At 74.3% G+C, this 18,721-nt stretch carries 17 protein-coding genes; 12 read left to right on the top strand and 5 right to left on the bottom strand.

Annotated elements, in window-relative coordinates:
• Position 1: 1 nt before the first annotated feature.
• The 3 genes from ACZ3IG_RS06760 to ACZ3IG_RS06750 form a co-directional block, all read right to left on the bottom strand.
• Positions 2-2,428, bottom strand: a complete 2,427-nt coding sequence (locus tag ACZ3IG_RS06760; RefSeq protein WP_467429668.1) for a SpoIIE family protein phosphatase — start codon at positions 2,426-2,428, stop codon at positions 2-4.
• Positions 2,429-2,538: 110 nt separating this feature from the next.
• Positions 2,539-2,922, bottom strand: coding sequence for a hypothetical protein (locus ACZ3IG_RS06755; protein ID WP_467429667.1), 384 nt, complete (start codon positions 2,920-2,922; stop codon positions 2,539-2,541).
• A 181-nt stretch (positions 2,923-3,103) separates the two neighbouring features.
• Positions 3,104-4,018 (bottom strand): MurR/RpiR family transcriptional regulator, encoded by a 915-nt coding sequence (locus tag ACZ3IG_RS06750; RefSeq protein WP_467429666.1) that lies wholly within the window; start codon positions 4,016-4,018, stop codon positions 3,104-3,106.
• 125 nt (positions 4,019-4,143) lie between these two features.
• Here ACZ3IG_RS06750 and ACZ3IG_RS06745 point away from each other — a divergent pair, with 125 nt between their 5' ends.
• The 4 genes from ACZ3IG_RS06745 (at position 4,144) to uppS (ending at position 7,444) form a co-directional block, all read left to right on the top strand.
• The gene (locus tag ACZ3IG_RS06745) at positions 4,144-4,308 is read left to right on the top strand and encodes a hypothetical protein (protein WP_467429665.1); all 165 of its coding nucleotides are present in this window, start codon (positions 4,144-4,146) and stop codon (positions 4,306-4,308) included.
• A 313-nt stretch (positions 4,309-4,621) separates the two neighbouring features.
• Positions 4,622-5,224 carry a DUF6230 family protein gene (locus ACZ3IG_RS06740; protein ID WP_467429663.1) on the top strand — a complete coding sequence of 201 codons (603 nt, stop codon included), beginning with the start codon at positions 4,622-4,624 and terminating at the stop codon, positions 5,222-5,224.
• 2 nt (positions 5,225-5,226) lie between these two features.
• The gene (locus ACZ3IG_RS06735; RefSeq protein ID WP_467429662.1) at positions 5,227-5,601 is read left to right on the top strand and encodes a DUF6114 domain-containing protein; all 375 of its coding nucleotides are present in this window, start codon (positions 5,227-5,229) and stop codon (positions 5,599-5,601) included.
• Between the two features lies 1 nt (position 5,602).
• Entirely contained in the window at positions 5,603-7,444 is a 1,842-nt protein-coding gene (gene uppS, locus ACZ3IG_RS06730) for a polyprenyl diphosphate synthase (protein WP_467429659.1), read from the top strand.
• A gap of 38 nt (positions 7,445-7,482) precedes the next feature.
• On the opposite strand, the gene paaK is transcribed toward uppS, so the two are convergent.
• On the bottom strand, positions 7,483-8,829 hold the full coding sequence (gene paaK, locus ACZ3IG_RS06725; protein WP_467429658.1) for a phenylacetate--CoA ligase PaaK: 1,347 nt from the start codon (positions 8,827-8,829) through the stop codon (positions 7,483-7,485).
• Between the two features lie 433 nt (positions 8,830-9,262).
• On the opposite strand from paaK, the gene paaA reads away from it, so the two are divergent.
• From paaA to paaE, 5 genes are read left to right on the top strand one after another with little or no spacing between them, the layout of a single operon-like run.
• Positions 9,263-10,249 carry a 1,2-phenylacetyl-CoA epoxidase subunit PaaA gene (paaA, locus tag ACZ3IG_RS06720; RefSeq protein WP_467429657.1) on the top strand — a complete coding sequence of 329 codons (987 nt, stop codon included), beginning with the start codon at positions 9,263-9,265 and terminating at the stop codon, positions 10,247-10,249.
• Positions 10,246-10,539 (top strand): 1,2-phenylacetyl-CoA epoxidase subunit PaaB, encoded by a 294-nt coding sequence (paaB, locus tag ACZ3IG_RS06715; protein ID WP_403534905.1) that lies wholly within the window; start codon positions 10,246-10,248, stop codon positions 10,537-10,539. Before paaA ends, paaB begins: the two co-directional genes overlap by 4 nt.
• A gap of 10 nt (positions 10,540-10,549) precedes the next feature.
• Positions 10,550-11,392 carry a 1,2-phenylacetyl-CoA epoxidase subunit PaaC gene (gene paaC, locus ACZ3IG_RS06710; RefSeq protein WP_467429656.1) on the top strand — a complete coding sequence of 281 codons (843 nt, stop codon included), beginning with the start codon at positions 10,550-10,552 and terminating at the stop codon, positions 11,390-11,392.
• Positions 11,386-11,901 carry a 1,2-phenylacetyl-CoA epoxidase subunit PaaD gene (gene paaD / locus ACZ3IG_RS06705; protein WP_467429654.1) on the top strand — a complete coding sequence of 172 codons (516 nt, stop codon included), beginning with the start codon at positions 11,386-11,388 and terminating at the stop codon, positions 11,899-11,901. Before paaC ends, paaD begins: the two co-directional genes overlap by 7 nt.
• Positions 11,901-13,019: a 1,2-phenylacetyl-CoA epoxidase subunit PaaE gene (paaE, locus tag ACZ3IG_RS06700; RefSeq protein WP_467429653.1), complete on the top strand. Its 1,119-nt coding sequence runs from the start codon at positions 11,901-11,903 to the stop codon at positions 13,017-13,019. The genes paaD and paaE overlap by 1 nt, the downstream gene beginning before the upstream one ends.
• Before the next feature lie 196 nt (positions 13,020-13,215).
• On the opposite strand, the gene ACZ3IG_RS06695 is transcribed toward paaE, so the two are convergent.
• Positions 13,216-13,893 carry a nucleoside/nucleotide kinase family protein gene (locus ACZ3IG_RS06695; protein ID WP_467429651.1) on the bottom strand — a complete coding sequence of 226 codons (678 nt, stop codon included), beginning with the start codon at positions 13,891-13,893 and terminating at the stop codon, positions 13,216-13,218.
• Between the two features lie 97 nt (positions 13,894-13,990).
• Between ACZ3IG_RS06695 and ACZ3IG_RS06690 the strand changes: the two genes are divergently transcribed.
• From ACZ3IG_RS06690 to ACZ3IG_RS06680, 3 genes are all read left to right on the top strand, one after another.
• The gene (locus tag ACZ3IG_RS06690) at positions 13,991-14,731 is read left to right on the top strand and encodes a beta-phosphoglucomutase family hydrolase (RefSeq protein WP_467429649.1); all 741 of its coding nucleotides are present in this window, start codon (positions 13,991-13,993) and stop codon (positions 14,729-14,731) included.
• On the top strand, positions 14,728-17,082 hold the full coding sequence (locus ACZ3IG_RS06685; RefSeq protein WP_467429648.1) for a glycoside hydrolase family 65 protein: 2,355 nt from the start codon (positions 14,728-14,730) through the stop codon (positions 17,080-17,082). The genes ACZ3IG_RS06690 and ACZ3IG_RS06685 overlap by 4 nt, the downstream gene beginning before the upstream one ends.
• A 114-nt stretch (positions 17,083-17,196) precedes the next feature.
• A complete protein-coding gene (locus ACZ3IG_RS06680) occupies positions 17,197-18,693 on the top strand; it encodes a hypothetical protein (protein WP_467429647.1) in 1,497 nt (498 codons plus the stop codon).
• Positions 18,694-18,721: the final 28 nt, after the last annotated feature.

Genomic DNA, 18,721 nt, shown 5'->3' with positions numbered 1-18,721 from the left:
GTCAGGCGGCTTCGTCCGGCACCCGGATGTCCAGGACGCAGACGTCGTCCCGCCGCTCCTCCCCTTCCAGCAGCGTGGCCAGCAGCGGCTCCAGGGAGTCGGGCGTGTCCTCGGTGGACGCCGCGGCGGCCTCGGCGAGCCGCTCCAGACCCCGGTCGATGTTCTCCGGGGGCCGCTCGATCAGGCCGTCCGTGTACAGCACGAGCCGGTCGCCCGGCCGCAGCACGCACTCCCCCTCCCCGAAGACCGGGGACGGCGTCGCGCCGAGCAGTATGCCGCGCGGGCGGTCGAGATAGCGCGCCGCGCCGTCGCGCACCAGCAGCGGCGGCAGATGCCCCGCCTGCGCCCACAGCAGCCGGTGCCGGGCGCGCTCGTAGCGGGCCAGGACCATGCTCGCGGTGCCGTGGGTGTCCCGGGAGTGCAGCAGCAGCGTGTTGAGTCGGGTGAGCGCACCGGTCAGCGACGACCCGGTGATGACCATGCCCTTGGCGGTGAACCGGAGCTGGGCCATCGTGGCGACCGCGTCCACGCCGTGCCCGGCGACGTCACCGACCACCAGCAGGGCGTCGCCGTCGGGGAGTTCGATGGCGCTGAACCAGTCGCCGCCGACGTGCACCCCCGACTGCGCGGGCAGGTAGGAGACCTCGACGCGCAGCCCGGCCAGCCGGAGCCGGCCCTTGGGCAGGGGCAGCAGCGCGTGCTGGAGCTGCGCGACCAGGGAACGCTCGGCCCGCAGCACGTCGTGCTGGGTCAGCATGGCCCGCTCGCTCTCGACCAGGGCCAGTTCCACCCGGCGCCGGGCGGTCAGGTCCTGCACGAACCCGTGCACCTCGATCGGGGTGCCGTTGGCGTCCAGGGCCGCCTCGGCGACGAAGCGCAGGTGCCGGACACCGGCCGGGGTCCTGGTGCGGAACGGGACGTCGCACGGCTGTCCCTCGTCCACCAGGGCCCGCACGGCCCGGGCCAGCGCCGGCCGGTCCTCCGGCAGGGACAGCGCGGGCAGCTCGGTCGGACGGACCGGGCCGAGCCCGTGGTCGCGCCCGAAGATGGCGAAAACCTGCGCGGACCAGCCGGCCTCGTGGGTGACCAGGTTCCAGTTCACCCAGCCGAGGTCGCCCAGCCGTTGCAGGTCCGCCAGCCGCTGTTCCTGCCGGTCGGAGGGGCCGTGCCGCAGCCAGGTCAGCACCAGCCCGCCGCCCAGCGGCGCCACCCGTACCGAGTACGTGGCCGGCTCGGTGCCGGCCCCCGCGTTCTGGTGCGCGAACGGCTCGCCCTCGTACGGCGTGCCGGTGGCCAGCACGGTCAGGCAGGCCGGCCACAGCGGCTCGCCCGCCAGGGCCGGGAAGCACTCCAGGAACCGTTGCCCGACCAGTTCCGGGCCGGTGCGGCCGGCGGCCCGGCCGGCCGGTTCGGTCGCGGCGTCGATGCGGTAGTCCCGGACCTCGCCGGTGGGCGACCGCACCGGGGTGAGCAGCATCGCCCCGACCGGCAGCGCGTCGAACACCCGCTGTACGGCGTCGGTGTCCGCGGCCGGCTCCTGGCGGGTGCCGAAGGCGCGCAGCCGGCCGGCGCACAGCCCGGCGACGGCGAGCAGGTGTTCCCGGTCGGCGGGCGGGAAGGCGCCGCCGCGGCGCCGCAGTACACCGAGGCAGAAGCCGGGCGCCTCGCCGCCCGGCACCGGCAGCCAGGCCCGCGACCGCCAGCGCTCGGGCGGATCGCCGATCAGCAGGTACCGTTCCCGGTCGCGGTCGAAATCCTCCAGCCAGCGCGGCTCACCGGTGCGCAGGGCGTCCGGGGCGGCCAGTCCGCCGAGCGGGGGCACCTGCCGCCACTGGGCGGCCAGCGCGTCGTCGATCCCGGCGTGCCCCGCCAGTTCCAGCGCGCCCGAGGGCAGCCGCGCGTAGAGCAGGACGGCGTCGGCGGCGGTCTTGGGGCCGAGGTGTTCCAGCAGGGCCCGGGCCAGCTCCCGCGGGGACCCGACGCGGACCAGGGTCCGGGCGAGCCGGGCGAGGGCCGCCGGGACGTCGTCCGGGGCGGGGGCCGTCGCCCTGTCGTCCGGGGCGGGGGACGCCGACGGGAGCCCGGGGGCGGCGGAGCCGGACGGCGGGCCGCCGGTGCCGGCCACGGCCAGTTCCGGTCGCCGGTCCGGTCCGGTCACCGGCGGCCCCAGTGTCCCGAGGGTGATCCAGCACTCCTCCAGCAGCGTGCGGCGGCGGTCCTTCGCCCGCTGGAGCAGCGCCTCGCGCGCCTCGTCGGCCGAGCATCCGCGCAGGGCCATCTCCGCGCCCTTGGCACGTTCGAGGACGGCCGACGTCGCGGCCAGGTCGCGCAACCGGTCCATCTCGGCGCGCTGTCTGGCGACGACCGTGGCCAGAGTGGCCGGGTCGGGCGTGGCGTGCTCGCTCGTCACGCCACGAGCATCGCACATCGGGCTGTCTCCGTTGTCCTGCTCGTCGCGCCGTCCCGGCGACGGGCCGCCGGCCGTCGCGGGCCGGTGCCGGTGGTCCGGGTCGCGGGCGGGCTCCCGACCGGGTTCCCTCAGCGGCCGGCGCCGCTGCCGACGCCGTCGGAGAGCGCCGTCGTGACCGCGCGGACGCTGCGGGCGATGTGCTGCAACTGACCGACCTCCGCCGCGTACAGCTTGATCGTGTGCTCGATGACGGACTCGGGCAGGCCCAGCCGGGGCAGGTCGGCCCGGGCGCTCTGCAGCGCGGTGCGGGCGACCCGGATCTCCTGCTGCACCTGAAGGTGCGCGTGGCGGGCGAGCAGCACCGGATGGCGGATCAGGGCCGGGTAACCGGCGTAGCGGGCCGGCACCAGCTCACGCAGCCACCTGACCGCGGAGCGTTCCCAGTCGTAGCTGCCGGGGGGCTTGACCTGGCACGGCCAGTCCGGGCCGGTGCGCGTGGACGTCAGGGGCATGATCTTCGCTTCCGGGTGTGCGGTCTCGCGGATGCGGTCCGGTACGGCCGGGTCGCGTTCCGTGAGCAGTATTTATATATGCGGTCCGGTTTTCAAGAAGCATGAAAACATTCATACGTACTCGACACGGGCCCCACACGGACTCGGCACGGGCTCGGCGCGACTCGGTACGGACCGGCGCTCAGTCCCGCAGGAAGAAGCGGTGCTCCTCGGCGATCTGCTCGTACGCCTCCAGCCGTGCCTGCGTCCGCTCCGGATCGGCGTCGGTCATGGCCTGGAGCAGCGCCGCGCACAGCACCCCGGTGGCGGCGTAGGAGTCGAAGACCAGCCGGGACCCGGTGCCAGTGGCGAAGACGACGTCCGCCTCGTCCACGACCGGCCCGAGCGCCAGGTCGGTGACGAGCGCGACCCGCAGGCCGGCCCGCCGCGCCACCCGCACCGCCTGCAGCGTCTCCCGGGCGTGCCGGGGCATGGAGAACGCCAGCACCCAGGTGCCGCCGGCCTCCCGCGACTGGAGCAGGGCGTCGTAGGCGACGCTGCCGCCCCGCGTCACCAGGCGCACATCGGGGTGGATGCGGCGGGCGGCGTAGGCGAAGTACTCGGCGTGCGAGACGGAGATGCGCAGTCCGAGCACGGTCAGCGGCACCGACTCCGACAGCGCGCGGCCCATGTCGATCACCGCGTACGGGTCGGCGAAGTCGCGCCGCAGGTTCTCCAGGTTCTCGATCTCGGCGTCGACCGCCGCCTGGAGTTCGTTGCCGCGGTACTCCTCGGCGGGGCCGCCGCGGACGGCGAGCGTCATCGACTGGAGCCGCTCCCGCAGCGCGGGGTACCCGGTGAAACCCACCGCCGAGGCGAACCGCGTCACCGAGGGCTGGCTGACCCCCACCCGGTCGGCGAGGTCGGTGATCGACAGGAACGCCGCCTCGGTGAGGTTCTCGATCAGGTACTGGGCGATGCGCCGTTGTCCGGGAGAGAGGCGGGGACGGTCGAACAACGTCCTGAGCTGGGACGCCGGGGAGGGCTCCGGCTCCGGGGCGGCAGGTTTCGAGGTGATCGCTGACGCCTGTGCGCGTGCCTGCTGCGGCGATGGCACCGTGCGCCTCCTTCGTCTGCCGAGGACGTCTCCCGCGGAAGGTTCAACATAGCCCAGGGATAGCCGCGGCCGGTCCGGGAACCCGCTGCCCCGGAACACCCGTACCACCGACGAGGAGACGTGACATGACCGTCCCCGAAGAGAACCGGCCGAAGACCGACACGACCGACGAGGTCCTCGAACGGGAGAATCGCGAGGACGACGCCCGCGCCCAGGCCGGGGCGACCGGCCGCACGATGCGCGAGGCCCTGGAGGAGGCCCACGTCCGCCCTGCCGACTACGAGGAGTAGCCGCCCCGCCGGTGGCGAGTGTCCGTCCCCGCCGGTTCCCGTGCTCCCGTGCTCACGCCCGGGCGGGGCGGTGACCGGGGTGAGGCGGAAGACGAGGACGTCCCGGCCAAAACGGGCGGCGCAGGCGTCGTGCGAGGGGACGGCCGACCGCAGCCGCCCGCGCCGGGACCGGCCGCCCGTCCGCCCCCGCGACGAAGCCGTCGGTCGAGTGCCGCCCCGGTGGCCGCACCCGGCGGGGCAACCGATGGCGGCGGCTTTTCATCCGATGGTGTGATTGGCGGTACTTCGGTCAGAGGTGGTCGTTGGGCCGGGCGTGATCGATGACGACTCCTCCACGCGGACGAGCGGCGGGCGCACCAGCCGCCGGCGGTTCGCTCTGGCGCTGGCCCCCCTGCTCGCCGGCGCCTTCACCCTGCTCGCCGGGAGCGCCGCGGGGGTCGTCTCCGTGGCGTTCGCGGGGGAGGTGCCGGTCACGGTCCACGCCGCGCAGGTGTCCGGGTCGGACGTGTCGGCCTCCCCGGCCGCCTCGGGCCGTGGCGGACTGCTGCCGGCCCTGGCCACGCGGATGGAGCGGGCGACCGTCGAGGACGCCTGTGTCCACTCCACCGCCCACCTGCCGGTCATCGGAGCGGTGACGGCCGTCGTACGCGTCGAACGGGCCACCGCCACCGGTCTGACGGTGGAGGCGGGCATGGCCACGGCCCGCAAGGTGCGGTTCTCCGGAGCGCGGTTCCGTACGCCCGGGGCGTCCCCGGACCGGCCCACCGGACTGTTCACCGTCGGCGCGCGGGAGGTCAGCGGCAGCGCGGTGACCACACGGCCGCACGCCTTCACCGCCGGAACCATCACCTCCCAGGGCGTCGCCATCGAGCTGCGCCGGGGAGAGGGCGGCTGCGCGCCGGGGGCCACCCGATGACCATGCGGACGCGATCCCGGATGCGGGTGTGGCGCCGGGGCCGCCCGTTCGCGGCGGGGCTGCTGCTGTGCCTCGGCGGTCTGGAGCTGGTCTGTGTCTCCTGGGCCGGGCTGGGCTTTCTCCGGTTCACCGGCACCGCGGGCGCCGCCTCGTGGACCCTGGGCGCCGGGTTCGTCGTCGCCGGGGTGACGACGTGGCGCAACCCGGCCCTGCGCCACTTCTCCGGCGTACTGGCCGCGGTGCTGTCCCTGGTCAGCCTGGTCGCCGCCAACCTCGGCGGCCTGCTGCTCGGTTTCCTGCTCACCGCCGTCGGCAGCGCCCTGGCCCTGGCCTGGATTCCCCAGCCGGCACCTTCGACCCCACAAGAGGAGGCGTGAGGTGCGTTCTCCCGCCGTGCCCGCCCCCCTTGTCCACCGGCGCAGCGGCATCCACGACCCGGCCCTGCGCCGCGGCTACGAGGCGTGCCGCCGCGCCACCCGCGCGACGGGCGAGATCGAGTACGCCGTCTCCCTGCTGCTGCCGCCCCCGCTGCGGACCGCCACCTGGGCGCTGTACGGCGCCGTCCGGGCCGTGGACGACCTGGCCGACGCGGCCGGAGCCGCGGGCGAGGCGGACCCGGGGCGGGCCGCGCGGCTGGAGGCGTGGATCTCGGCGTTCGACACGGACCTGCGTGCGGGCCGTGGCAGCGACCCGGTACGGCAGGCGCTGATCCACACCATGCTGACCTGGAACCTGCCGCCGGGGTTCCTGCACACGCTGTTCGAGGAACTCCGCCAGGACGCCGGCGGGCGGCAGTTCGCCACCTGGCAGGAGTGGCGGCACTACAACAGCCTGATCAACACCCCGCTCGTACTGCGCGCGGGCTCACTGCTGCTGCGGGCCACCGGCCTGTCCACCGAGCCCGAGGCGATCGCCGCGGGCGTGCCGGACGTGGCCGTGGCCTGCCGGACCGCCGTCGAGGCGGTCTACCTCACCGACGCCCTCGTCGACCTCTCCGACGACCTCGGCCGCGGCCATGTGCCGCTGCCGCAGGAAGCCCTGGACGAGACCGGCGTGCGCCGGGCGGACCTGCTGGCCCGGCGCGCCACCCCGGCCTTCGAGGAACTGGTGCGCCGCCTCGCCGACCGGGCCCGCACCTGGCTGGACCACACCCCACCGCCGCCGGCGCTGCACCCGGCGGTCGGCGTCGCGCTCGGCGCCTACACCGACCTGTACCGGCTGCGCCTGAGGGCCGCTGCCGACGCGCCCGCCGCGCTGCTGCACCGCCGGCCCGCCCTGCCACGCGGCGCCCGGCTGCGCCTGCTGCTGCCCGCCCGGGCCAAGGCCGCGCTGGCCTGGGGCCTGTTCCCCTTCCCCGTCCGGCCCGGCTCACCGGCACCGGCGACACCCGAAGGACCCGACCGGGCCGAGGGGGCACACCCTCCCGTCTCCCCGCCCCGCCCGGCCGTCGCTCCGGCGCCCCACCCCTCCGGCGCCCGCCCGCCCCGGCTGCCCGGCGAGGCGAAGCCCCGCCACGTCGCGATCGTGATGGACGGCAACGGCCGCTGGGCCACCGCCCGCGGCCTGCCCCGCACCGACGGCCACCGGCGAGGAGCCGAGGCACTGGTCGACGTCGTCCACGGCGCCCTGGAGATCGGCCTGGAGTACCTGACCGTGTACGCGTTCTCCACCGAGAACTGGAAACGCCCCGCCGGTGAACTGCAGGCACTGATGTACGAGATCCCTCAGATCGTGCGTCACCTGGTGGACGAGAACCTGGACGTCCGCGTCCGCTGGGCCGGCGCGCGCTCCCGGCTCCCGGCCGACGTCGTCGAGCAGCTCCTCCGCTTCGAGCGGATCACCCGCGACCGCACCGGACTGACCCTGACCATGTGCGTCAACTACGGCGGCCGGGCCGAGATCACGGCGGCCGCGGCGAGACTCGCCCGGGAAGCGGCCGCCGGGAGGGCCGACCCCGGCGCCGTCTCCGAGCACGCCTTCGCCCAGTACCTGTACGTCCCCGAACTGCCCGACGTCGACCTGCTCCTGCGTACCGGAGGCGACCACCGCACCTCCAACTTCCTGCCCTGGCAAGCCACCTACGCCGAGCTGCTGTTCCTCGACACACCGTGGCCCGAGGCGGACCGCCGCGACCTGTGGGACGCGATGGGCCAGTACGCCCGCCGTACCCGGCGCTACGGCTCGGTCCCCCGCGTCGTCGCGCAGGCCGCCGCACCCTGAGCATCCCGAGGGGGCAGCCGGTGCGCGCGGGGAGCGGATCACGACCCGCGCTGGTCCTTGACCCGGCGGAGCTTGCCGACCGAACGCTCCAGGCTCCCCGGTTCCACGACGAGCACCTCCACACTGATGCCGACGCCGTCCTTGACGCCCCGTGCGACGGCGCGGACCGCGTCGGCGCGCTGCTCCGGGCCGGCGTCCGGCCGCGCCTCCACCCGGACGGTCATGTGGTCCATGCGGCCGTGCCTGGTCAGCTGGATCTGGAAGTGCGGGGCCACGCCCGGCGTGCGCAGGACGACCTCCTCGATCTGGGTGGGGAAGACGTTCACCCCGCGCAGGATGATCATGTCGTCGCAGCGGCCGGTGATCTTCTCGATGCGGCGGAAGGCGGGCCGGGCGGTGCCGGGCAGCAGCCTCGTCAGGTCGCGGGTGCGGTAACGGATGACCGGCAGGGCCTCCTTGGTGAGGGAGGTGAGGACGAGTTCACCGCGCTCGCCGTCGGGGAGGACCTCGGGGGAGAGGGGATCGACGATCTCCGGGAGGAAGTGGTCCTCCCACACGTGCGGGCCGTCCTTGGTCTCCACGCACTCCTGGGCGACGCCGGGGCCCATGACCTCGGAGAGGCCGTATATGTCGACGGCGTGCAGGTCCATGCGCTCCTCGATCTCGCGGCGCATCTCCTCCGTCCACGGCTCGGCACCGAAGATGCCCACCTGGAGGGAGGTGGAGCGCGGGTCGACGCCCTGTCTCTCGAACTCGTCGAGGAGGGTGAGCATGTAGGACGGGGTGACCATGATGATCTCGGGGCGGAAGTCCCGGATGATCTGGACCTGGCGGGCGGTCATGCCGCCGGAGGCGGGGATCACGGTGCAGCCCGCGCGTTCGGCGCCGTAGTGGGCGCCGAGGCCGCCGGTGAACAGGCCGTACCCGTAGGAGATGTGGACCTTGTGGCCGGGGCGGCCGCCGGCCGCGCGGATCGAGCGGGCGACGAGGTCCGCCCAGGTGGCGAGGTCCCGTTCGGTGTACCCGACCACCGTGGGGCGCCCGGTGGTGCCGCTGGAGGCGTGGACGCGGCGCACCTCGGACAGGGGGACGGCGAACATGCCGAAGGGGTAGGTGTCCCGCAGGTCGGCCTTGGTGGTGAAGGGGAACCGGGTCAGGTCGGTCAGGGTCCGGCAGTCGTCCGGCGTGACACCGGCCGCGTCGAACTTCCTGCGGTACAGCTCCACATGGTCGTACGCGTGCCGCAGCGTCCGGCGCAGCCGGCGCAACTGGAGGGCCTCCACCTCCTCGCGCGGCATGCGCTCGGCGTCGTCCAGCAGCTCCGCCGGAAGGGGCTCGCCACGCCGGGACCGGCTGCCCACCGGTCCGGTCGGTTCGCTGATCATCGCGGCTCCTCGTATCACGTGTTCCGGACACCGCGGCCGCGACCGCGGAACTCCGCGATCACCGTCGCGCCGCGTACGACGCTCACGTCGTGGACGTGACGGGGCCGTGACTGCTGCGGGCGCGGGCGCACGCGGTGCCGGCGAGCAGGAACAGACAGCCGCCGTGGGCGGTCCCGTGTCCGTTGATCGTCGCTTCCGGTCATGGTTGGCTGACACCACCTCGTGTACCGACCGAACATTCGGTTAGCGTGCGGCACGGATCAGTAAGTCAAGCCGCGCCAGGGACTGTCAAGGGGTGTGTTCCAGTGTGTTCCCCCGGAAGGCTGGTCGTCCGCTTCCCTCGGTGAACGATTCGCTCCCGCCACTTGCCGGACAGGGGGAGGGGCGCCGTATCATATACCGAACGAACGGTCGGTTGGGATGGGTGGTACGGATGACGGAACAGCGGGCCGCCTCGTCGGCCGCGGACACCGCGCTCGGCGGACCCCAGGAGCACTTCGACGCGACGATCGCGCGGGACCAGCGGATCGAGCCGCGCGACTGGATGCCGGAGGGCTACCGCAGGACACTGATCCGGCAGGTGGCGCAGCACGCGCACTCCGAGATCATCGGGATGCAGCCGGAGGGGGAGTGGATCACCCGCGCCCCGTCGCTGCGCCGCAAGGCGATCCTGTTCGCCAAGGTCCAGGACGAGGCGGGTCACGGCCTGTACCTGTACTCGGCGGCCGAGACCCTCGGCGCCGACCGCGCCGACCTCACCGAGCGGCTGATCGAGGGCCGGCAGAAGTACTCGTCGATCTTCAACTACCCGACACCGACCTTCGCCGACGTCGGTGTGATCGGCTGGTTCGTGGACGGCGCGGCGATCTGCAACCAGGTCCCGCTGTGCCGCTCCTCCTACGGGCCGTACGCCCGCGCGATGGTGCGCATCTGCAAGGAGGAGTCCTTCCACCAGCGGCAGGGCTACGAGCTGCTGATGACGATGATGCGGGGCACCGACGCCCAGCGGGAGATGGTGCAGGACGCGGTGGACCGCTGGTGGTGGCCGTCGCTGATGATGTTCGGCCCGCCCGACGACGCCTCGCCCAACTCGGCGCGGTCCATGGCGTGGAAGATCAAGCGCCACAGCAACGACGAACTGCGCCAGCGCTTCGTCGACATGACCGTCCCCCAGGCCGAGAAGCTCGGCGTGACCCTGCCCGACCCCGAGCTGCGCTGGAACGAGGAGCGGGGGCGCCACGACTTCGGCACCCCCGACTGGGACGAACTGGCGCGGGTCATCAAGGGCGACGGCCCGTGCAACGCCGAGCGGATCGAGCGGCGCCGCACGGCGCACGAGGAGGGCGCCTGGGTGCGCGAGGCGGCGCTGGCCCACGCCGCCAAGCGGGCGGCCCGCGCGCGGAAGGGAGCGGCGGCGTGACCGGCGAGAAGCGGGAGTGGCCGCTGTACGAGGTGTTCGTCCGGGGCAAGCGCGGCCTCAACCACGTCCACGTCGGCTCGCTGCACGCCGCCGACGACCGGATGGCCCTGACCCACGCCCGGGACCTGTACACCCGGCGCAACGAGGGCGTCAGCATCTGGGTGGTCCGCAGTGAGCACATCACCGCCTCCACCCGCGACGAGAAGGACCCCTTCTTCGACCCGAGCGGGGACAAGGTCTACCGGCACCCCACCTTCTACGACATCCCCGACGACGTCCCCCACATCTAGGAGCGCCGGCATGAGCGACGACCACGTCTACATGTCCCTGGCCGAAGGACACGGGGACGACACCCGGTGGGCGTACGGCACCGGCTTCGAGGACCCGCTGCACGGCGTGGACACCACCCTCCCGGACGGTGTCGACCGGGACGGACTCGCCGCGTGCTGCCTGGCCCTCGGGGACGACGCCCTGGTGAGCGCCCAGCGCCTGGCGCAGTGGACCACCCGCGCCCCCGAGCTGGAGGAAGAGGTGGCCCTCGCCAACATCGGCCTCGACCTGCTCGGCCAGGCCCGCCTGCTGTACGCCCGCTGCGGCCAGGCCGACGGCACCGGCCGCGACGAGGACGCCTACGCCTACTTCCGTGACCCGGACGACTTCCGCAACGTGACGCTGGCCGAACTGCCCAACGGCGACTTCGCGTTCACGACGGCCCGGCTGCTGGTGTTCTCCAGCTGGCGGCTCGCGCACTTCGGGCGGCTGTCCGCGTCGCCCGACCCCGTGCTGGCCGCCGTCGCGGCCAAGGGCGTGAAGGAGCTGACGTACCACCGGCAGTACGCGGCCGAGTGGGTGGTCCGGCTCGGTGACGGCACCGAGGAGTCGCACCGCCGCATGCGGGCCGGGCTCCAGCGCGTGGTGCCGTACCTGGGCGAACTCATCGACGCCCACGACGCCAGGGACGAGGTCCTCGGCGTTCTGCGGCAGGTCACCGACGCGGCGGGCCTCGACCTGCCGGACGTGCCGCCTGCGGTGCCGTCAGGCGACGAGGGGCCCGGTCGCCGGGGCCGGCACACCGGACACCTGGCTCCGCTGCTGGCCGAGTTGCAGTCCGTGGCCCGCGCCGACCCGGAGGCGACATGGTGACCGCCCTCACCCCGGCGCGGCGCGCCCGGCGCATCGCCGAGCAGGTGCCGGACCCGGAGCTGCCCATGCTCACCCTCGCCGATCTCGGGGTGCTGCGCGCGGTGGAGGTCACCGACGACGGCACGGTCGTCGCGAGCCTCACCCCGACCTACTCCGGCTGCCCGGCGATGGCCGAGATGCGCGCGGGTGTGGCCGCCCGGTTGGGGGAGGCCGGCTTCGACCGCGTGGAGATCCGCACGGTCCTCGACCCGCCGTGGACCACCGACTGGATCACCCCCGAGGGCCGGCGCAAGCTCACCGAGCACGGCATCGCCCCGCCCGGCCCGGCACCGCGCCACCCGTCCGGACCCGTGCCGCTCACGCTGGCGCCGACGCGGCACCGGGTGACGTGCCCGCGCTGCGGTTCGGCGGACACCGAGGAGCGTTCACGGTTCGGCGCCACCTCGTGCAAGGCGCTGTGGCGCTGCCGCGCCTGCCGCGAGCCGTTCGAGTACGTCAAGGAGATCTGATGGCGGACCTGTCGGCCCCTGCCCGCGAGACCCCCGCTTCCGGCCGCCGCACACGCCGCCGCCCGGCCTTCCACGCCCTGCGGGTGGCGGCCGTACGGCGGCTGTGCGAGGACGCGGCCGCGGTGACCTTCGACGTTCCCGGGGAACTGGCGGAGGAGTTCGCCTTCGCGCCCGGACAGTCGCTCACCCTGCGCCGCGAGGTCGACGGACGCGAGGAGCGGCGCTCGTACTCGATCTGCTCACCGGTGGGTGACCGGCTCCGCATCGGGGTCCGCACGGTGCCCGGCGGGCTGTTCTCCTCCTGGCTGGTGCGGGAGGTCCGGCCGGGAGACGTCGTGGAGGTGATGGCTCCGACCGGGGCCTTCACCCCGGACCTGTCCGTACCCGGTCACCACGTCCTGGTCGCGGCCGGCTCGGGCATCACGCCGATGCTCTCCATCGCCGAGTCCGTCCTCGCCGCCGACGGCCGCTCCCGCGTCACCCTCTTCTACGGCAACCGCCGCACCGACTCGGTGATGTTCGCCGACGAACTGGCCGACCTGAAGGACCTCTACCCGGACCGGTTCCAGCTCGCGCACGTGCTCTCCCGGGAACCCCGCGAGGCGGAACTGCTGTCCGGACGGCTGGACGCCGGCCGGCTGGCCGCGCTCGTCGACGGGCTGGTCGACGTGGCCGGGGCCGACCACTGGTGGCTGTGCGGTCCGCACGGCATGGTCCGCGACGCGCGACGGGTGCTGTCCGGGCTCGGAGTGCCCGACGGCCGGGTCCACCAGGAGCTGTTCTACGCCGGTGAGGAACCGTTCGCGCCCGTGCGCCGGGCGGACCGGCGGCCCGACGGGCCGGTCAGCCGGGTCACCGTCGTCCTGGACGGCCGTTCCACCACGTCCCCGCTCTCCCGCGAGGAGCCGCTGCTCGACTCGGCGTCGCGGATCCGGCCCGACCTGCCGTTCGCCTGCAAGGGCGGCGTCTGCGGCACCTGCCGGGCCCTCGTCACCGACGGCGAGGCCGACATGCGCCGCAACTACGCCCTCGAACCGGCGGAGGTGGCCGGGGGGTACGTGCTGACCTGCCAGACGTTCCCCGTCTCGGACGCCGTGACCGTCGACTTCGACAGCTGAGCGGACGGCGGACCGTGACGGCCGGGCCTGCGGGGGATCTCGGCCTGGGGGTTCCGGCCCGGGGGTTATTGGTCTGGGGGTCCTCCCTTCCCTTCGCGGGCCGGGAGTGCCGGGCGTGGGGGCGGGGGTGGGGGAGAGGAGGAGGCCGGTCGGGGCGATGCGTCAGGGCCGCTGCCCTGGCCGCTACGCCGCCCGCTCAGCCGGCCCCCGCCGGCCCACCCGGCAGCGCCGAGCCCGGTACCACCAGGTCGGCCCGTTCCCGGGTCATGGCGACCAGGGCGGCGTTGCGTTCGTCGGTGCGCCGTACCCAGGCCGCCGCCTCCTCGGGCGACTTGCCGAACCGCTCGTGCCGGGCGATCAGGCGGCGTACCCGTTCCGCGTCGTCGATCTCGCAGAACCAGACCTCGTCCAGCGCCCGCCGGACCCGGCCCCACGCACCGCTGTCCAGCAGCAGGTAGTTCCCCTCCGTCACCACCAGCCGGGCCGCCGGTTCCACCGGGACGGCCCCGGCGATCGGCTGCTCCAGCACCCGCTCGAAGCCCGGCGCGTAGACGACGTCGCCGCACTCGCCGGAGCCGTCCTCGCGCAGGCGCCGCAGCAGCGCCGCGTACCCCGCCGCGTCGAAGGTGTCCGGCGCGCCCTTGCGGTCCCGGCGGCCCAGCCGGTCCAGTTCGGCGTCGGCGAGGTGGAAGCCGTCCATCGGCACGTGCGCGGCCCATGCCGGCCCCGCGTCCCGGTTCAGCTCCCGCACCAGACGTTCGGCGAGCGTCGTCTTGCCCGCCCCGGGGCTGCCGGCGATGCCGAGGACCGCGCGCCGCCCGTCCACCGGGAGGGCACGGGCACGGGCCAGGAGGTCGTCGAAAGTCAGCGGCACATCCAGCAGTGTGCCACCGCCGCCGACGAGCCCCCGGCCCGGCGCTGTGTCAGGGACCACCCGATGGGAGGCGCCCGGGCGGGGAACTGTCACGGGTATGACCACGCAGCTCGGCCTCCCCGAAACCGTGCAGGCATGCCTCTTCGACCTCGACGGGGTCGTCACCAGGACGGCGGTGGTGCACGCCGCCGCCTGGAAGGAGACGTTCGACGCGTTCCTGCGCGGACGCGACGGCGAGGACTTCCGGCCCTTCACCGACTCCGACTACGGCGAGTACGTCGACGGCCGCCCCCGCGCCGACGGCGTGCGCACCTTCCTCGCCTCACGCTCCATCGGACTGCCCGAGGGCGACCCCGACGACCCGCCGGACCGGCAGACGGTCAACGGCCTCGGCAACCGCAAGAACGAGCTGCTCCTGAAGAAGATCCGCACCGACGGCGTCGAGGCCTACGACGGCACCCTGCGCTACATCGAGGCGGTACGCGCCGCCGGCCTGCGCACCGCCATCGTGTCGTCCAGCGCCAACACCGCGGACGTCCTGCGCTCCATCGACGCCGAGCGCCTCTTCGACACCCGGATCGACGGCGTCGTGGCCCGCGAACGCGGCCTGCCGGGCAAGCCCCGCCCCGACACCTTCCTCGCCGCCGCCCGTGACCTCGGCGTCGACCCCTCCCGCGCCGCTGTCTTCGAGGACGCCCTGGCCGGCATGGACGCCGGCCGCTCCGGGCACTTCGGCTACGTCGTCGGCGTCGACCGCGTCGGCCAGAGGGACGCCCTCTACGCGCACGGCGCCGACCGTGTGGTCGAGGACCTCGCCGACCTCGGGAGCGGCGAGTGATCACCGACCGCGCCTACGCCGTCGACCCCTGGTCGGTGCGCGAGACCGAACTCAACCTCGACCTCCTCGCCCAGAGCGAGTCCGTCTTCGCGCTGTCCAACGGCCACGTCGGCTGGCGCGGCAACCTCGACGAGGGCGAACCGCACGGCCTGCCCGGCACCTACCTCAACGGCGTCCACGAACTGCACCCGCTGCCCTACGCCGAGGCCGGCTACGGCTACCCCGAGTCCGGCCAGACCGTCATCGACGTCACCAACGGCAAGCTGCTGCGGCTGCTCGTCGACGACGAGCCCTTCGACCTGCGCTACGGACGCCTCGTCACCCACGAACGCACCCTCGACCTGCGCCGGGGCGTCCTGGAGCGGGTCTGCGAGTGGACCTCCCCGGCCGGCTCCACCGTACGGGTGCGCTCCACCCGGCTGGTCTCCCTGACCCAGCGGGCCATCGCCGCCGTCGACTACGAGGTCGAGGCCGTCGACGGCCGCATCCGGGTGGTGATCCAGTCGGAGCTGGTCGCCAACGAGAGCCTGCCCGACCCCGACGGCGACCCGCGCGCCAGCAAGGCCCTCAAGTCCCCGCTGGAACCGGAGGAACACCACGCCCTCGGCCCCCGGCTGCGCCTGGTCCACCGCACCCGGCGCAGCGGCCTCAGGGTCGCCGTGGCCGCCGACCACCGGGTGGACGGCCCCGAAGCCACCACGACCGGCAGCGAGTCCAGCGACGACGTGGCCCGGCTGACCGTCACCTCCGTACTGGAGCCCGGGCAGCGGCTGCGGGTGCGCAAGACCGTCGCCCACGGCTGGTCGGGCGCCCGTTCCCGGCCCGCGATGAGCGACCAGGTCGAGGCCGCGCTGGCCGCCGCCGCGCACGGCGGCTGGGACGGCCTGGTGGCGGAGCAGCGGTCCTACCTCGACGACTTCTGGGCCCGTGCCGACGTCGAGGTGCACGGCGACGAGGAGATCCAGCAGGCCGTGCGCTTCGGCCTGTTCCACGTCCTCCAGGCCGGCGCCCGGGCCGAACGGCGCGCCATCCCCTCCAAGGGGCTGACCGGTTCCGGCTACGACGGCCACGCCTTCTGGGACACGGAGATGTTCGTGCTCCCGGTCCTCACCTACACCGAGCCCCGGGCCGTCGCCGAGGCGCTGCGCTGGCGCCAGGACACCCTGCCCGCCGCCCGCGACCGCGCCGCCCAGCTCGGCCTGCGCGGCGCGGCCTTCCCCTGGCGGACCATCGACGGCTCCGAGGGCTCCGCGTACTGGCCGGCCGGCACCGCCGCGTTCCACGTGAACGCCGACATCGCGCACGCCGCCGTCCGGTACACGGCCGCCACCGGCGACACCGGCTTCGAACGCGACACCGCCCTGGAACTGCTGGTGGAGACGGCCCGCCTGTGGCGCTCGCTGGGCCACCACGACCACCACGGCGTCTTCCACATCGACGGCGTCACCGGCCCGGACGAGTACAGCGCGGTCGCCGACGACAACCTGTACACGAACCTCATGGCCCGCTCCAACCTGCTGGCCGCCGCCGAGGTCTGCGAGCGGTACCCGGACGAGGCGGCCCGGCACGGTGTCGACGACGAGGAGAGCGCCACCTGGCGGGACGCCGCCGAGTCCGTGCACATCCCGTACAACGAGGAACTCGGCGTCCACGAGCAGCACGAGGGCTTCACCCGCCACCAGCGCTGGGACTTCACCCGCACCGGCGCCGGCCAGTACCCCCTGATGCTGCACTTCCCCTACTTCGACCTCTACCGCAAGCAGGTCGTCAAACAGGCCGACCTGGTACTGGCCATGTACACCTGCGGCAGCTGGTTCGACGCGCACTGCGACGAGGAGCAGATCGCCCGCAACTTCGCCTACTACGAGCCGCTCACCGTCCGCGACTCCTCCCTCTCCGCCTGCTGCCAGGCCGTCGTCGCCGCCCAGACGGGCCAGCTGCGCCTCGCCTACGACTACGCGGCGGAGGCGGCCCTGATGGACCTGGCCGACCTGGAGCACAACACCCGCGACGGACTGCACATCGCCTCCCTCGCCGGCACCTGGATGGCGCTGGTCGCCGGGTTCGGCGGCACCCGGCGCGACGGCGACATGCTCCGCTTCTCCCCGCGACTGCCGGAGAAGTTCAGCCGGCTGGCCTTCCGGCTCCAGTTCCGCGGCCGGTGCCTGCGCGTCGAGATCGACGGAGGGAAGGCGACGTACACCCTGCTGTCCGGGCCGCCCATGCGGGTCGGCCACCACGGCACCGTGTTCACCGTGAACGGGGACGGCCCCGTCGTCCGCGCCGTCCCCCCGCTCGCCCCGCGCCCAGAGCCCGAACAGCCGCCGCACCGCCGTCCGAACGCCCGCTGAGCGGTCCGGCGACTGGCCGATTTTCACCTGCGGTCCCGCGCCCCCCGGGTTAGCTTGATCTCGTTCACCCGGGGTTCGCCCGGGGTTATCCGTACGTACGGATGAGGGGTACACATGGCCGACAGCGCGCACGCCGTCCTGACCGGCGGGCGGCGGGGCGGCCCGGCGCCGGGGCCCGGCGTCCCCGGACGCGTCCCCGCCACCCGCCTGTTCGCCGCCGTCGCCTGCGCCTTCACCCTCGCCCAGCTCCTCCTCGTCCGCCCCGGCCTGGGTCTCGGCTGGGACGAGATCGTCTACGTCAGCCAGGTCACCGGGCACACCCCCGCCGCGTTCTTCAGCGCCCCCCGCTCCCGCGGCCCCTCCCTGCTGGTCGCCCCGGTCGCCTCCTGGTCGTCCTCCACCGAACTGCTCCGCGGCTACCTCGCCGTTCTCTCCGGCCTCGGCCTCTTCCTCGCCCTGCGCGCCTGGCGCGGCCTGTTCCCGGCCGGCGTCCTCGCCACGGCCGGCGCCCTCTTCGCCACCCTGTGGGTGACCCTCTTCTACGGCCCCCAGGCCATGCCCAACTACTGGGTCGCCGTCGGCGCCCTGATCTGCGCCGGCTCCTTCCTGCGGGCCCGCGCCGACCGCTCGGCGCGGGCCGCGCTGTGGGGCGTGGTGGCGGGCGCCGCGCTGATGGCGTGGATGCGCCCGACGGACGCCGTCTACACCACTCTCCCGCTCCTGGTCGTCGCCCTGTGGCGCCGCCACCTCCGGCTGCTGGTCGCCCTCGTGGGCGGCCTCGCGGCCGGGGGAGTGGAGTGGGTGGTCGAGGCGTACGCCTGGTACGGCGGCCTCGGCGAGCGGCTGCGCGAGGCGTCCCGCATCCAGGGCGGCCTCGGCTGGCAGATCGCCGTCGACGACCAGCTCCGCAGCCTGGGCGGACGCGCCCTGTGCCGCCCGTGCACCGGGTCGTTCCCGCACCCCGCGGTGGCCCTGTGGTGGTTCGCGCTGCCCCTGCTCGCCGCCCTGGCCCTGGTCGTCGCCGTACGGGCCGGGCGCACCGCCCGCACGCTGCTGCCGCTCGCCTGCGCCGCGACCGCGGCCCTGCCCTACCTGTTCATGATCGGGTACGCGGCGCCCCGCTTCCTCCAGCCCGCCTACGCCCTGCTCGCCATCCCGGTGGCCGACGCCCTGCGGCATCTGGCGCGCACCCCCGGCGGCCGATGGCGCCCGGTCGCGGCGGCCCTGGTCGCCCTCGCGCTGGCCGGACACCTGGCGGTGCAGTACGCCGTACTGGACCGCACCGTCGACCGCACCACCCGTGCCCGTCAGGACTGGGCCCGCGCGGCGGACGCGCTGCACCGCCTCGGCGTGCGCCCGCCGTGCCTGCTCACCGGCCACGAGGCCATCCCGCTCGGCTACTACACCGGCTGCTCCTCCGGGAACACCGCCGGCCACAACGAGAACACCACCCCCGCCGAGGTCGAACGCACCGCCCGGCGCCTCCCGGTCGCCGCGGTCACCGCCCCCGGCAGCGCGGCGCCCGGCTACGCCCGCACCTGGACCCCGCACCGCGTCGGCGACCTGCGCGTCCTCGTCGCCCCGCGGCCGGGGGCGGCCGGCGACGGCTGAGGGACGGGTTTCGGGCCCGGCGGCGTCA

Source organism: Streptomyces sp. NPDC016677, assembly GCF_055562815.1.
The sequence above is the reverse complement of the archived record's forward strand: the minus strand, read 5'-3'. Positions and strand labels throughout refer to the sequence as shown.